The organism is Trichococcus sp., from assembly GCF_049684335.1.
In the GTDB taxonomy this organism is placed as follows: domain Bacteria; phylum Bacillota; class Bacilli; order Lactobacillales; family Aerococcaceae; genus Trichococcus.
In genome coordinates this window covers 21,828-35,088 of record NZ_JBAVFV010000036.1, presented here as the reverse complement: position 1 = coordinate 35,088, position 13,261 = coordinate 21,828, and the positions used below count along the sequence as shown (strand labels likewise).

General features: G+C 46.1%; 15 protein-coding genes. 4 read left to right on the top strand and 11 right to left on the bottom strand.

Features of this window, described 5'->3' with window-relative positions:
* Nucleotides 1-82: 82 nt before the first annotated feature.
* The 5 genes from murC to pepA form a co-directional block, all read right to left on the bottom strand.
* A complete protein-coding gene (murC, locus tag WBM30_RS06660) occupies nucleotides 83-1,414 on the bottom strand; it encodes a UDP-N-acetylmuramate--L-alanine ligase (protein WP_424899963.1) in 1,332 nt (443 codons plus the stop codon).
* A 238-nt stretch (nucleotides 1,415-1,652) separates the two neighbouring features.
* Nucleotides 1,653-2,348: a hypothetical protein gene (locus WBM30_RS06655; protein WP_424899962.1), complete on the bottom strand. Its 696-nt coding sequence runs from the start codon at nucleotides 2,346-2,348 to the stop codon at nucleotides 1,653-1,655.
* A gap of 101 nt (nucleotides 2,349-2,449) precedes the next feature.
* Nucleotides 2,450-3,064: a YtpR family tRNA-binding protein gene (ytpR, locus tag WBM30_RS06650; RefSeq protein ID WP_424899961.1), complete on the bottom strand. Its 615-nt coding sequence runs from the start codon at nucleotides 3,062-3,064 to the stop codon at nucleotides 2,450-2,452.
* 54 nt (nucleotides 3,065-3,118) lie between these two features.
* The gene (locus tag WBM30_RS06645; protein ID WP_424899960.1) at nucleotides 3,119-3,430 is read right to left on the bottom strand and encodes a thioredoxin family protein; all 312 of its coding nucleotides are present in this window, start codon (nucleotides 3,428-3,430) and stop codon (nucleotides 3,119-3,121) included.
* Nucleotides 3,431-3,444: 14 nt separating this feature from the next.
* A complete protein-coding gene (gene pepA, locus WBM30_RS06640; RefSeq protein ID WP_424899959.1) occupies nucleotides 3,445-4,521 on the bottom strand; it encodes a glutamyl aminopeptidase in 1,077 nt (358 codons plus the stop codon).
* A gap of 254 nt (nucleotides 4,522-4,775) precedes the next feature.
* Between pepA and WBM30_RS06635 the strand changes: the two genes are divergently transcribed.
* Nucleotides 4,776-5,126, top strand: a complete 351-nt coding sequence (locus WBM30_RS06635; protein ID WP_234402606.1) for a PepSY domain-containing protein — start codon at nucleotides 4,776-4,778, stop codon at nucleotides 5,124-5,126.
* 264 nt (nucleotides 5,127-5,390) lie between these two features.
* On the opposite strand, the gene trmB is transcribed toward WBM30_RS06635, so the two are convergent.
* The 4 genes from trmB to WBM30_RS06615 form a co-directional block, all read right to left on the bottom strand.
* Nucleotides 5,391-6,056: a tRNA (guanosine(46)-N7)-methyltransferase TrmB gene (gene trmB / locus WBM30_RS06630; RefSeq protein ID WP_424899958.1), complete on the bottom strand. Its 666-nt coding sequence runs from the start codon at nucleotides 6,054-6,056 to the stop codon at nucleotides 5,391-5,393.
* A 73-nt stretch (nucleotides 6,057-6,129) separates the two neighbouring features.
* Nucleotides 6,130-6,927 (bottom strand): phosphotransferase, encoded by a 798-nt coding sequence (locus WBM30_RS06625; RefSeq protein WP_424899957.1) that lies wholly within the window; start codon nucleotides 6,925-6,927, stop codon nucleotides 6,130-6,132.
* 568 nt (nucleotides 6,928-7,495) lie between these two features.
* Nucleotides 7,496-8,728: an ABC transporter permease gene (locus WBM30_RS06620; RefSeq protein WP_424899956.1), complete on the bottom strand. Its 1,233-nt coding sequence runs from the start codon at nucleotides 8,726-8,728 to the stop codon at nucleotides 7,496-7,498.
* Complete coding sequence (locus tag WBM30_RS06615; RefSeq protein ID WP_424899955.1) at nucleotides 8,725-9,462, bottom strand: ABC transporter ATP-binding protein; 738 nt, start codon at nucleotides 9,460-9,462, stop codon at nucleotides 8,725-8,727. The genes WBM30_RS06620 and WBM30_RS06615 overlap by 4 nt, the downstream gene beginning before the upstream one ends.
* Before the next feature lie 175 nt (nucleotides 9,463-9,637).
* On the opposite strand from WBM30_RS06615, the gene WBM30_RS06610 reads away from it, so the two are divergent.
* Together WBM30_RS06610 and WBM30_RS06605 are read left to right on the top strand one after the other, a co-directional pair.
* Entirely contained in the window at nucleotides 9,638-10,072 is a 435-nt protein-coding gene (locus tag WBM30_RS06610) for an HIT family protein (protein ID WP_086985493.1), read from the top strand.
* A gap of 2 nt (nucleotides 10,073-10,074) precedes the next feature.
* Nucleotides 10,075-10,455 carry a YtxH domain-containing protein gene (locus tag WBM30_RS06605; protein WP_424899954.1) on the top strand — a complete coding sequence of 127 codons (381 nt, stop codon included), beginning with the start codon at nucleotides 10,075-10,077 and terminating at the stop codon, nucleotides 10,453-10,455.
* 104 nt (nucleotides 10,456-10,559) lie between these two features.
* Here WBM30_RS06605 and WBM30_RS06600 read toward each other — a convergent pair whose 3' ends face one another.
* On the bottom strand, nucleotides 10,560-10,988 hold the full coding sequence (locus WBM30_RS06600) for a MarR family winged helix-turn-helix transcriptional regulator (protein ID WP_424899953.1): 429 nt from the start codon (nucleotides 10,986-10,988) through the stop codon (nucleotides 10,560-10,562).
* Nucleotides 10,989-11,256: 268 nt separating this feature from the next.
* Here WBM30_RS06600 and WBM30_RS06595 point away from each other — a divergent pair, with 268 nt between their 5' ends.
* Complete coding sequence (locus WBM30_RS06595) at nucleotides 11,257-12,225, top strand: peptidylprolyl isomerase (RefSeq protein WP_424899952.1); 969 nt, start codon at nucleotides 11,257-11,259, stop codon at nucleotides 12,223-12,225.
* Between the two features lie 60 nt (nucleotides 12,226-12,285).
* On the opposite strand, the gene WBM30_RS06590 is transcribed toward WBM30_RS06595, so the two are convergent.
* Entirely contained in the window at nucleotides 12,286-13,251 is a 966-nt protein-coding gene (locus WBM30_RS06590) for a 3'-5' exoribonuclease YhaM family protein (RefSeq protein WP_424899951.1), read from the bottom strand.
* Between the last annotated feature and the right edge of the window lie 10 nt (nucleotides 13,252-13,261).

Below are 13,261 nucleotides of genomic sequence, written 5' to 3'. Positions count from 1 at the left end.
TTGCGAAAAGCAATCCAAGCTGCTCCCCTGGTTGCATCAAAAAAGCCCAGGAAGCAATCCCTGGACTCGTTACTTCATTGAATTAATTTGTTGTCGGTACGCTATGGCTCAACAGTTCTTCATAAGCCAGCTCAAATTTCTGAACATCCCCAGCGCCCATGAAAATAGCGACTGCATCATGGAACTGCAACAGCGGGGACATGTTGTTGACGTTCAATACCGTTGCACCTTTTTCGATTTTACCGGCCAAATCGCCGATCGAAACCTGTCCGTTCTTTTCGCGGGCAGAGCCGAAAATATCGCAAAGGAAGACTTTATCGGCCAACTCCAACGACTCAGCGAACTCACTAAGCAGAGCAACCGTACGCGTGAAGGTATGCGGTTGGAAAATCGCAATGATTTCTTTCGTAGGGTATTTCTGTCTGGCCGCATCGAGGGTGGCACGAATTTCGGATGGATGATGGGCATAATCATCAATGACGACCATATCCGAAATGTATTTCTCGCTGAAGCGACGTTTTACGCCTGAGAAAGTCTTCAGCTGCGCAGCGACCTTGTCGTTATCCAAGCCTTCCAACCAGCAAAATGTGATGATGGCCAATGAGTTAAGGATATTATGCGTGCCGAAAGATGGGATTTCAAAATGACCGTACATTTCGCCATTTATCTCCACATCGAACTGACTGCCGTTTGTGTCCTTCGTGACATTTTTTGCGATAACATCATTATCTTCAGCAAAACCATAAAACGTAACTGGATATTTGCCTTTCAATTCACGGACATACGCATCTTCGCCGCAAGCGATGACGCCTTTTTTCACTTGGGATGCAAATGAATCAAAAGCGCTGTAAACATCATTGATGTCTTTGTAGTAATCCGGGTGATCGAAATCGATGTTCGTGATGATGGCATAGTCCGGTGAATAAGCCAAGAAATGACGTCTGTATTCGCAAGCTTCCAACACAAAATACTTCGCATCTTCCCGACCGAACCCAGTACCATCGCCGATTAGATAACTTGTCGGTGCAATCCCATCCAATACATGGGAAAGCAACCCGGTGGTGCTTGTCTTGCCATGTGAACCGGTAATGGCGACACTTGTATAGTTCTTGATCAAGTCGCCTATGAAATCATGGTAGCGGATGACCGTCAGCCCGAGTTCTTTCGCTTTCGCGATTTCCTCATGGGAGTCAGGAAAAGCATTCCCTGCGATGACCGTCAAACCCGGTGTGATGTTTGCTTCGCTGAATGGCATGATTGTGATGCCAGCATCATCCAAACCTTTTTGTGTAAAGAAATAAGTTTCGACATCCGATCCTTGGACGCGATAGCCTTTCCCATGCAGGATCAATGCCAACGCACTCATCCCAGAACCTTTGATGCCGACAAAATGATAAATCGTTTCCGTTTCCATAATTACCTCCAAGTGAATAAGAAAGGTTAGTCTTTCGGCTACCTTCTGATGTTTGTGTCTCAAAACAGTCGTTTAGGACCTGATGACTTGCTGTCCATTTATTGAATCGGAACCAGTATAGCACGCACAGATTAAGAAAATACTTAAAATTATTTAAAATTTGAGGTCAAACATGTCAATAATTTCATTGCGTCATTAAGTGCTGCGCACAAATCGGCCTCATGTTACAATGCGATGACTAAAAATAAGAGTGGTTTACCGAATCGGCAGGCTCCTGAACGAATTTTCCGACCACCTCATAAGAGCGTTCTTGCTCCATAATGCCCAATAGTGAGCGGTTCATTGCCCGTTTGGATTTGCCTTCCAACGGTTGCAACTCCCTTCTTTCCTCGCTGTCTTCTTCCACGGCCACATCGTCTTCAACAGGCGCCCCAAGTTCGAAAATAAGCAGGTCCGAGCTGTTTTTCTTCAACAATGCCGCAATTTCGCGATAATCAATTTTCTTTTCTTTCAGGTTTTCCCAGCCTTTCAAAGGTTCCGGTACTTCTGTCAGTTGGAAAGGTCTTCTGCTTTTATAGGAAGCGAAAGGGTGCATGCCCAATTCAGTGCGGCGTTCCTTCTGCTTTTCGTCCTTCAGTCTTTTTTTCTCGGCCGCAAAAACATCTTCAGCAGGCTTCACAGCTTGATCCCTGAAGGATACGAAAGCCTCCTTATTGTGGCGGATATACGGGACCGTGTCCATCGGATGCAGCAAATCTTGCGAGATGTAGGAGGACGGTTGTGCAGAATCGCCTTTTTCTTCCAGGATACCATGCCCTTCGTCCTCTTTTTTTAGGTAATTCGGAAAATCATACTTATTTGTTGCAGGATGACTTCCTTCCACCCCTGAACGATGGTCATGCCGAAGAAAACTTGGTCCATCATAGCGACTCATCCAGTCAGCTCCTCTCTTATTTTGCTTCCGGCAATCCTATGCCCGGTTTCAATGGAATTCCTTTATTATAGTACTTCTTTTTCAGTAAAAATTCTATAGCGTTATTTGGAAAAAGCTGCGCCTGTTGTGTAGCTGTCATCCAACACGAGGATGCCTTTTTTAGGGCTTGCATTTTCCAGTTGCAATTCTTTGGCTGAACAGATCATGCCGTGGCTGGCTACGCCGCGTAATTCACCCGGCCAGATGATCAAACCACTGAGCATGACCGCACCTGGTTTGGCTACTACGACGCGTTGTCCTTTTTTGATGTTGGCTGCACCACAGACGATCTGCAGTACTTCTCCGTTGTCCACTTCCGTTTGCGTAACGGACAGATGGTCGGAGTCTTCATGCGGCACGCACTCTTTGACGTAGCCCACAACAAATTTAGGCGAGCGATCGACAACGATAACATCCCCGAAACCTGCCGCTTGGATCAATGCATTCACTTTTCCGACTTCTTCATCTGATAACACCACTTGTCCGTTTGCATCCAACGCAAGCGTATCTGAAATCGAAAATAGATTGTAGCCCATCGTTTCATTTGTACGGTTGTTGAAAATGCGCGTCACATTCCCTTTTGATTCGCAGGATTGTTCTTGGCGGATAGCGATATCCCCTTTCGTCAACATTAATGTATCCCCGACTGCTTCACGATTATAAAAACTTAACCACATTTTGTATTTGCCCCTTTATGTTTCTTCATTTATTATTGCCCAAACGAAATAGTATCACAATTGTTCCAAAAAGGCTTCAATCTCTTTTTGCGTCTTCCGGTTGCGCGAAACGAAACGACCCAGAAGTTCTCCCTCGGCATAGACGACGAAACTCGGGATTCCGGAAATTTGCAAGGCTTCCCCCAACGTACCGAAATCATCGCGGTCTATTTCGACAAAACGAAAATCCGAAAATTTATTTTCCACCTCGGGCATGAACGGACGGATGTAATGGCAATCCGGACACCAGCTGGTCATGAAGACGAATACCGTTTTTCCCGAATCGCGCAGTTCTTTGAATTGATCCAAATCTTTCAGTTTATCCATAATCAAGCTCCTCCTCAGTTCATGTCCATGATGGTTTCATAAGTGCTCTTGTCCAAAGCTTTGATGACTTGCGCGACCATTTCCTTAGCCGCCGCGTAATCATCGATGTGGAACATCGTCTGATGCGTGTGGATATAGCGGGCGCAGACGCCGATGACCGCACTCGGCACCCCGTCATTCATGACATGGGCGGCTCCCGCATCCGTTCCGCCTTTGGAAACGAAATACTGATAAGGGATGTCGTGCGTTTCCGCCGTATCCAACAGAAATTCGCGCATCCCTCTCAAGGTGATCATGCCTGGATCCTGGATCCGCAAAAGGAAACCTTCCCCCAGATGGCCGAACGTATCCTTGGTCGTCGTCAGATCGTCCGCAGCCGAGCAGTCCACCGCGAAGAACAGATCCGGCTTGAACTTGTGCACGGCCCCTTTTGTCCCCCGAAGTCCGACTTCTTCCTGAACGTTGGCGCCGGCGATCAGCGTGTTCGGCAACTTTTCATTTTTCAATGCTTCCAGCGTTTCCAGAACGACCGTGTTACCGTAGCGGTTGTCCCACGCTTTTGAAATGATCTTCTTCTTGTTGGCTGTCCAGATCGTTTCTACCTGGGGAACGATCGTATCTCCTGGGCGGACCCCGAATGCCAGCGCCTCTTCTTTCGTATCGAAACCGGCGTCAAAGAGGATATCCGTCACTTTGACTTTTTGGGCTTCACTTGCTCCACGCAACAAGTGCGGCGGGACAGAAGAAGAAATCACAGGAATATCGCCTTTGGACGTCTGCAACGTGTAACGCTGTGCCGAAACGACGTAAGCATTCCAACCTCCCAGCGGAACGACCCGGAACAGCCCGCGATCCGTGATGCCGGCCACCATAAAGCCCACTTCATCCATGTGCGCCGCCACCATGATGCGCGGTGCCGTTTTATCTTCATGCTCCCTGATTCCGAAAATACCGCCCAAACCGTCCGTTTCGATGCGGTCCACCAACGGGGCCATTCTTTCACGCATATAGTTGCGGATATTGCGTTCGTTTCCGCTTGTCCCCTGCAATTCCGTCAATTCTTTGATCATAGCAAATGTTTTATCTTCCATATTTGAATGGAGCAGGACACATCTTTCACCTTATGCCGCTCCCGGTCCCCCTTCATTGTCTGACTATCCTTCCCATTATAGCGCAGCATCGTTGTCATAGCAACGATTCCATTCGTTCAGAAGCATTGCCCCGTCCAGGAAACGTTTCCTTTAAAGAGCCTTCCGCATGCGACGTTTCCCTATTAATTTTTTCATTTTATTGCTATACTGAGGGGAGAAAAAAGAAAGCGCATCACTTTTAGGAGGAACATAGGATGAACTTTTTAGAAAAATGCATGTGCAAAAAACACAAAGAAGAAATTTTGGGTGGTATTTTATTCGGAGCCGGACTCGTACTTGGCTCAGTCGTGACAGCCCTTTGCTATGAACAGAAACGGACCATAAACGGCGACAAAATCCTGGAAAACGTCAAAAAGATGTTCTTGGCTGAAGCACCTATCGAAGGATCATGGATCGAACTGCACCCTGTCCCGCTCAGTCGTTATTCTTCAAAGACAGATGTGTATTACGGCGGAATTTCCCGCAAAGAGGAAGGCGTGTTGGTGCAATATGAATTCATCGCCGACGCCTACACAGGGACCATTTTGGATCTGTATAAGCTTTAAGAAAGAAATGCGATACAAGCCCGCTCTGCCTCGAAAGAAATTTAGGAAATCTGGCCTCGCAACGTTCCCTACGGTCACCTTATACTGGGACTCTATGGGATGAATCCCTTAGAGTCCCATGCAAATGAGCATCGCAGAGCGCAATGGGTCAGATTTATCTAATTTCCGAGAGGCAGGCTTGGATTGCTGGACATCATTAGTGGCACCACAGAAAAAGGAAGGACCAAAGCAATCATAGCTTTGGTTCTTCCTTTTGTTTGGGGTCTATTTTTCAGAATCAGCCTCTGCTTTTTTCGGGAACGCTGCTTCGACGCGGTAGATTCGGTCTCCTCTTGAAGAGAACTTCGCTTCGTACTCCGTCATGATGTTTCCCTCAAAATCACTCTTGTGCAGATCCAACCAGACTTGCTTCAAAGTCATTCCATATTGCGAGAAGCTCGCCAACGAATATTCGAACAAACCTTGGTTATCGGTCTTGAAATGGATTTCTCCGCCGGAAACCAGAATTTGCTCATAGTTCCTCAGAAAATTTTTGTAAGTCAAGCGACGTTTGTCGTGTTTGGACTTTGGCCACGGATCGGAAAAATTCAGATAGACGCGATCCACTTCGCCTTCCGCAAAGAAATCCGCTACATTCTCTCCGTCCGTATTCAGCAACTGGACATTTTCCAGACCTGATTCGATCATCTTATCAAGCGTCATGACCGCCACGCTCGTCTGGCGTTCGATACCGATATAATTCACTTCCGGATGCATGCGAGCCATCTCGACGATGAACTGGCCCTTGCCGGAACCGATTTCCACGTGGATTGGTTGCTCGTTGCCGAAGCGTTCCTGCCATTTCCCTTTCCAATCCGCTGGTTCCATCACTACATATTGGGTACTCTCAGCCAATTTTTCGGCAGCCCAAGGTTTATTTCTTACGCGCATAATCGTCCTCTTTCTTATCTGTTTTTTTTCGAAAAAAGAAATCCTTTCCGTTCGTATAAACACGAAGAGGATTTCATAAATAACTGTTTAGGCGATTCTGATAAAGCTGTTTCAGCAACAGGATCAGTTGATTCATTTCAACATTGCGTTCCTGCGAATGGCTCTTTTTAATCATGCAGAGGCATACCATCATACTGTACCACTCCAACCGGCGTTCCATATTGTCATTCATCCGCAATCCGTACTGCTCCAACCATACTCCCCATTCCTCGTAGGGAACGTATTGCACCAGCAAGGTGCTGATGTCTGAGAATGGATCGGCAATTTTGACCATTTCCCAATCCACTAAGTACAAGCGGTCTTCCTCATCCAACAGGAAATTTTTCCGATTCACGTCTCCGTGGCAGACCGTTTTTTGCGAGTCGTCGATGCTAGCGATGCTGTTCTTCACATATTCAGTTGCCTGTTGAAGGACCGAATTGGATTTCAGATCATCCGGCAGATCCGCAACATACAAGTTGTAGAAATTGATTGGATTGAAGATTTCCCCTTTTACCTTCTGAAGCATCTTCAGGAGATTTTCGGAATGATGGATGCGATGCAGGATGTCACGCACAGTCTCCCCTTTCATCTCATCCGGATTCAATTCCCTGCCGTTGAGCCATTCCTGAGCTGTCAGGATATCCCCATTGCCGACCCGTTTGGTCCAAATCAATCGCGGTGTGATCCCCTCAACGGAAAGCGCAGCTAAGAAAGGTGAAGAGTTTCTTTTCAAAAAAACCCTTTCCTCGGCTCTAGTGCCCATATAAGCTTGTCCTGTGTCTCCTCCGATGGGATGTAGCCGCCACCCTGAGTCCATTTTATAATCCATCGAGCTCATTCCTTACTCTGTCTTTAGTTTTGAAAAGCGGTACAAGCTCGCTCTGCCTCGAAAGAAATTTAGGAAATCTGGCCTCGCAACGTTCCCTGCGGTCACCTTGTACTGGGAGTCTAAGGGATGAATCCCTAAGACTCCCATGCAAATGAGCATCGCAGAGCGCAATTGCTGAGAGACTTCCTGCATCAGCAGGTTAGTCGATCAGTATCCTTGGCTCGATAGAGACAAGGGGTTCCTTTATTAATTTCCGAGAGGCAGGCTTGGACCGCTAGACATCTTTTTAGGTGTATGAAATATTTTGAAAACTTGTGAAGCACCAAAGGTGATGCACTTTTAATTTTATAAATTTATATCATTGAAAAGAAGGAGCCGGGACGAAAGCCCCAGCTATCTAAGTCTGCTCTTCTGTTCATACGCTACATGTTCATTAGGCGATGCTGATTTTTCTGCGCTGAAAGCGCCGCGACCATCACTCGCATACATTATCATTTTAGATTTCTTTATATATTCAGTCAAGAATATTCAATGGGGTTTCGGAACTGAACCGATTTTAACCCGTGCATCAGTAATTTGCCGCTTCTCTTTTTTCCGTACGCCCGCCCATGTAAAACTGCATGAACAACCAGATGAAACCGGCGTTTAATGCCACTGCAGCCAATCCAGTCTGCCAACTGTTGTTGATGAAGATGATTCCCGCAAAAAGGAATCCTTCCACTCCCAACAAGTAACCCAATAAACGCTTGAAGCCGGCAAATTTATCTGCATGCTGCGTCGGATAGAGACGGTACAGCATATTTTCATTGAAATGAAAATACAGCGGCAACAGCTGGAATCCTGTCAAATAAAGGAATAACAGACTGAGACCTAGGGAAAAGCCGGCAGATGGCGTAAACAGAAGCAACAGCATCCCGATGGCCGACAAACGGAAAAACAAGCCGCTGTAATCCGTTCCGCGCAAAAATGCCCGCGCGTACAAATACTGATAGGAATTGCCTTTGCCTTCAACGCGGCGCAACAAGCCGTCGAAATATTTTCTTCTTTTTGCTTTGCTCTTCACTTGCGGAACATCCGTAAACAGATTAATGACCCGGTTTATGCGAGCCTTTCGTTGTTCCTCCGAGGCGATCATCTGCTCCCATTGATAGAGCGGATAGCGCGCCTCATACGCCACTTGTACTTTTTTACGCAGAAACATAGTATACAGAATTACAAGTACCGGCGCAACCCATGGATGAAAAAAAATCGCGACGCTGAAAGATAAAATCGCCGCGCAAGCCAAGTAGAGATTATTTTTTTGGCTAACTTTCCTGTCGCCTATCTTCAGGCCGAGTTCCTGCAGATCCAAATGAATGATTTTCAATAGAAGCAAGGTTGCATAAATCGGCAGCAAATCACTTGCTCCGATCGTTCTTCCGGCAAAAAGCATCGGCATCGCCGCGGCTGCCAAAAAGAACAACAGAATCGCCGGAAGGATTAAGCTGTATTTCTTCGCTTTGCTGAAATAGCTCCCCCATTCCTTTTCCTTAGCCAGAAGGAACACTTGATCGGCCGGCTCCAAAAAGGTGGCCAGCTTACCGATAAAAATGTTGCCTGAAAAAATAGCCACAATCAGAAGCTTTCCCCATAGGAAGTCCGGCGTCACAGTTTTCACGAATTCAGAATATTGGTAAGCCAAAGCTCCCAACAGAAAGAGGAGCACGAGGACGAAATGATCATTGAAGATATATTTGCTGTAGCGGCTGAATTTTTTCAGGTGAAGTTGCTGCCTTCTTTTCCAGATACTGTCCAAGTTCATGGTTGCGCCACTTCTTTCGTCAAGCTGATGTAAAGCTCATCGAGACTCGCTCCCGGCATACCCATTTCAGCCTGCAGGTCTGCCATCGTGCCCGTCACTTTGACCTCACCGTGGTGAAGCAGAACGAAATTATCACATTCTTTTTCGGCGGAAGCCAGCACATGCGTAGACATCAGAATAGCTGCACCTTGCGCTTTTTTCTCCCTGACCATCTCCAGGAACGAGTGGATGCCAAGCGGATCCAGACCCAGGAATGGTTCATCGATGACATATACCGGCACATCCAACATGAATGCGCAGACGATCATCACTTTTTGTTTCATGCCTTTTGAAAAATAGGCCGGAAACCAGTCCAGCTTGTCCTCCAGACGGAAATCCCGAATGTAGCGCATCGCCTTTTCCATAGCGACTGCTTCCGTGATTCCGTAGGCCATCGCTGTTATTTCCAAATGTTCCCTTAAAGTGAGCTCTTCATAGAGCACCGGCGTCTCGGGAATATAGGCAAAGGACTGGCGATAACGCTCCGTATCTTCGCGCAACGTCAAGCCATCGATGGCGATTTTTCCGCTGAAAGGCATCATCAGACCGATAATGTGTTTGATGGTCGTGCTCTTGCCTGCTCCGTTCAATCCGATCAATCCAGTCAGTTCACCAGCTTTGACCTCAAAATTTATATTTTTTATGACAGGCAATTGCGTATAGCCGCCCGTGACATTCTCCAATAATAGTGACATTTAACCGTCCCTTTCACATGCGTTTGTGCCTTATATTATAGCACAGCCTTGCCTCATCCCAAATATCTTGCTGCCCGAAGCGTCATTTTGACCCCAGGATATCAAATAAAACGCAAATATGATAAAGTTAGGACATAGAAATAAAGTAGATTACGGACAGAAAGAGGTAAGGAATATGACAGATTGTATTTTTTGCAAAATCGCGAACCACGAAATCCCGAGCAGCATTGTCTATGAAGATGATGTCGTCATTGCGTTCCTGGATTTATCACAAGTGACAAAAGGACATACGCTGTTGGTACCCAAGAAACATGTCGCTGATATTTTTGAATATGATGAAGAATTGGCGAAAGAAGTATTTTCGCGCATCCCTAAAATCGCACGCGCAATCGAACGTTCCAGCGATGACATTTTGGGACTGAACATCCTGAACAATAACCGTTCCATAGCCTACCAGTCTGTTTTCCATTCGCATATCCACTTCTTGCCGCGTTACGAAGATTCGGACTCGGATGGATTCGGTTTGAAATGGAAGACGCACGAAGGAAAGTATTCGCAGGAAGAATTGGCAAAAGTAGTTGCATCCATCAAAGAGAGTCTGGAGGAATAAATATGCGTTCATTTATGGAAGGAATATTATTCGGTACTGTAGTCGGGGGCCTGTTGGGATTACTGAATACACCCCGCAGCGGAAAAGATAATCGCGCGAAAGCGAAAGCTTACCTTGAAGACAATACGCTTGCGGTCGAGGACCTCAACGAAAGCCTCCAAGGGTTGCGCAACGCCATCCAATCATTGACCAATGAAGGTTTGGCTTCCGTCACAACAGTCACTGAGGACGTGACAAAATCTGTTGAAAAATTCACTCAGCAAGCACAACCCAGAATCAACCGAATCAACGATAAGCTTGCCGTGTTGACTGAAGATATGGGAAAAGTCGCTGCAAGCATGGAATCACAAATGCCTGTACATACAGATGTGCCAACTTCATAACGGACAGAAAAAATACGACGTTCCAAATGCACACCGGATAAACGGTCATTTGGAACGTCGTATTTTTCTGCGCATAGAACCTTTTGAGTACACTCAAGAACCCGCTACCCATTCTTGTTGTCAGCCTGCTTAATAAATTTCTGTATCGGCATTTCTGCGAAAGATTCCCTGAGCACCTGTTCCACTGTCGCAGCCGCTGCATCCAGTTTTGCCCCACCAGTTTTCGTTAAGGACGTATAGATGATCCGCCGATCTTGCTCGCAGACATTCCGCGCCAAAGCTCCGCAGCCCTTCGCCTCGAACTTGCTGACCAATCTCGATACTGCGCTTTGGCTCAAGCCGACCTTTTCCTCCAGATCCTGGAGCTTCAGTTTTTGATCCGGTTCCTGTGATAAGAAATAAAGGACATAGAACTCTTTCAGAGAAAGGTTATGATTCGTCTGCAAACTTTTTTCCAACGTACTCTCGACTTTCAGATGAAAATTGTTGATCTCCAGCCATTGGCAAAACGCAGAACTCATTTCACACTTCACAATGATCCCCCATTCCTTTCTTTTTATCAGCTTATGATACCAAATATTAGCATTTTGAGCAATTCGCCGTGACTCACTGACAGCGTGCCCGCTTTTGTTCTATGTTGCTTTTTTCGTTAGATTCCGGATTGGCCGGCAGATATGAAGTTTCTGAGAAGTTTGCTAGCGTTTTTAAGGAATATTTTCCATAATCAAGGCGTTTATGATATATTTATAGATGGTTATTCATGAGATAGATAAATAGAAATAGATTGGAAGTGCCACATTCATGAAAAAGAAATTAGCATTGACGTCCGTTGCTTTCCTGACGGCCATCACATTAGCAGGCTGCTCGACCGGCGAAACTGTCGCAACGACTCCAGCAGGTGATATCACAAAAGATGAATTATACGACGCAATGAAAGCATCAATCGGCGAAACCGTCTTGCAACGTCTGATTTTGATCGATGTATTGAACGATAAAATCGGAGACAATAAATTAGAAGCTGAAACAGAAGCTGAACTGTTGACGACCATCGAACAATACGGCGGAGAAGAAACATTCAACTACATCTTGTCACAATCAGGCTTCGCAAATAAAGAAGAATACCAAGATGTATTGTATTTGAACAAACTTATCGAAGCAGCAGTAAGAGCTGAAACGACTTTCACTGATGAAGAAGTGGAGGCCTATTATGAAGCTTACCAACCACAAATCAACGTACAGCATATCTTGGTTGCAGATGAAGCCACTGCTGTAGATCTGATCAACCAAATCAACGCAGGCGCTGATTTCGCGGAATTGGCTAAAGCCAACTCCACAGACACAGCAACAGCTGAAAATGGCGGAGAAACAGGGCTGTTCGGAGCGGGCGACATGGTCCAAGAGTTTGAAGATGCAGCTTATGCCCTTGAAGTCGGCGAAGTGACACAAACACCAGTCGCTACCGAATACGGCTACCACATCATCAAGATGATCGAGAAGCCAGAAAAAGGAACGTTGGAAGAAGAACGTGAAAACATCGAAAAAGTGATGATGGACGAAAAACTTGCCGACAACGATTACTTGACTTCCGTCATGTCCACAATCGTACAAGCAGCAAATGTTGAAATCAAGGACGAAGACTTGGCAGCAGCAATCGATCAATTCTTGCCTGCTAAAGAAACAAGCTCATCTGAAGCAACAACTTCAGAAGCAGCTAGTTCAGAAGCGGAATCAGCTACATCCGAATCTGCAACTGCTGAATCAGCAAACTAATCCCTACATTGTAAAACACGCAGGCTACCAGCCTTTGCTGGTAGCCTGCGTGTTTTTTTATTACCCTTCTTCAGTTGGTTGGGTAAAAACCGGCTTATAGAAGCTACGGTTCTCCAAACCGAAAATACGCTCGCTGAACGTTCCCGGTGTCGTGCGCAATAAAGCAGTGTCGATCATATTGATGGAAGCGTCCAAATTATCAAGGTGATGGATAATTTCGGCTTCCAAAAGATGCGGCGTCACCGGTGAACCGAATTCTTGCTTACCGTGATGCGCCAACACAATATGTTTCAACAAAATCACTTCTTCGCTGTCCTCATCGATATTCAGAGATAGACAAGCTTTGGTGATTTCTTCGTCAATCAGCACGATGTGGCCGATCAGATTCCCTTTCAGGGTGTACTCGGTCGACATGCTGCCGCTCAACTCAATCGTTTTCCCGATATCATGGAGAATTACTCCCCCGTACAGCAAAGATTTATTGACTGAAGGGTAATATTGGATGACCGTTTTCGCCATCCGCAAGATCGATACCGTATGGAAACCCAGTCCACCTACGATAGCGTGGTGATGACGTTTTGCAGCAGGATACTCGAAAAATTCCCGTTGATATTTTTTGAGTATATGGCGGACAATCCGGTTGATTGGTGCACTCGTGATTTCAAACAAGATTTGGCTGACTTCCTCCACCATTTCTTCGGATTTCAAGGGTGCACGCTCCATATAGAGTTCCGGTCGGCTTGGTTCACCTTCGCGGGCGAGCCTTAGTTTTGTGATGCGCAGTTGGGGATTGTTCTGATACATTTCCCTTTTGCCGGTTACCGCAACGACTTGGCCAGCTTGGAATTGCTGGATATCCTCCTCTTTTGCGTCCCAATACTTCCCATCGATTTGACCGCTGCGGTCTTGAAAAGTAAAGGCGATGAATTTCTTGCCATTTTTTGCCAGACGGATATCCGCACTTTTGATCAGCACATAAATTTCAAAATTATCATCTATTTCGTGTTCATATATTTTTTTGGTCACGCCTACCAGC

Excerpts from the sequence above, each read along its gene's own strand:
- murC (WP_424899963.1), bottom strand. The coding sequence starts at position 1,414 with ATGGAAACGGAAACGATTTATCATTTTGTCGGCATCAAAGGTTCTGGG.
- WBM30_RS06655 (WP_424899962.1), bottom strand. The coding sequence starts at position 2,348 with ATGAGTCGCTATGATGGACCAAGTTTTCTTCGGCATGACCATCGTTCA.
- ytpR (WP_424899961.1), bottom strand. The coding sequence starts at position 3,064 with ATGTGGTTAAGTTTTTATAATCGTGAAGCAGTCGGGGATACATTAATG.
- WBM30_RS06645 (WP_424899960.1), bottom strand. The coding sequence starts at position 3,430 with ATGGATAAACTGAAAGATTTGGATCAATTCAAAGAACTGCGCGATTCG.
- pepA (WP_424899959.1), bottom strand. The coding sequence starts at position 4,521 with ATGGAAGATAAAACATTTGCTATGATCAAAGAATTGACGGAATTGCAG.
- WBM30_RS06635 (WP_234402606.1), top strand. The coding sequence starts at position 4,776 with ATGAACTTTTTAGAAAAATGCATGTGCAAAAAACACAAAGAAGAAATT.
- trmB (WP_424899958.1), bottom strand. The coding sequence starts at position 6,056 with ATGCGCGTAAGAAATAAACCTTGGGCTGCCGAAAAATTGGCTGAGAGT.
- WBM30_RS06625 (WP_424899957.1), bottom strand. The coding sequence starts at position 6,927 with ATGGATTATAAAATGGACTCAGGGTGGCGGCTACATCCCATCGGAGGA.
- WBM30_RS06620 (WP_424899956.1), bottom strand. The coding sequence starts at position 8,728 with ATGAACTTGGACAGTATCTGGAAAAGAAGGCAGCAACTTCACCTGAAA.
- WBM30_RS06615 (WP_424899955.1), bottom strand. The coding sequence starts at position 9,462 with ATGTCACTATTATTGGAGAATGTCACGGGCGGCTATACGCAATTGCCT.
- WBM30_RS06610 (WP_086985493.1), top strand. The coding sequence starts at position 9,638 with ATGACAGATTGTATTTTTTGCAAAATCGCGAACCACGAAATCCCGAGC.
- WBM30_RS06605 (WP_424899954.1), top strand. The coding sequence starts at position 10,075 with ATGCGTTCATTTATGGAAGGAATATTATTCGGTACTGTAGTCGGGGGC.
- WBM30_RS06595 (WP_424899952.1), top strand. The coding sequence starts at position 11,257 with ATGAAAAAGAAATTAGCATTGACGTCCGTTGCTTTCCTGACGGCCATC.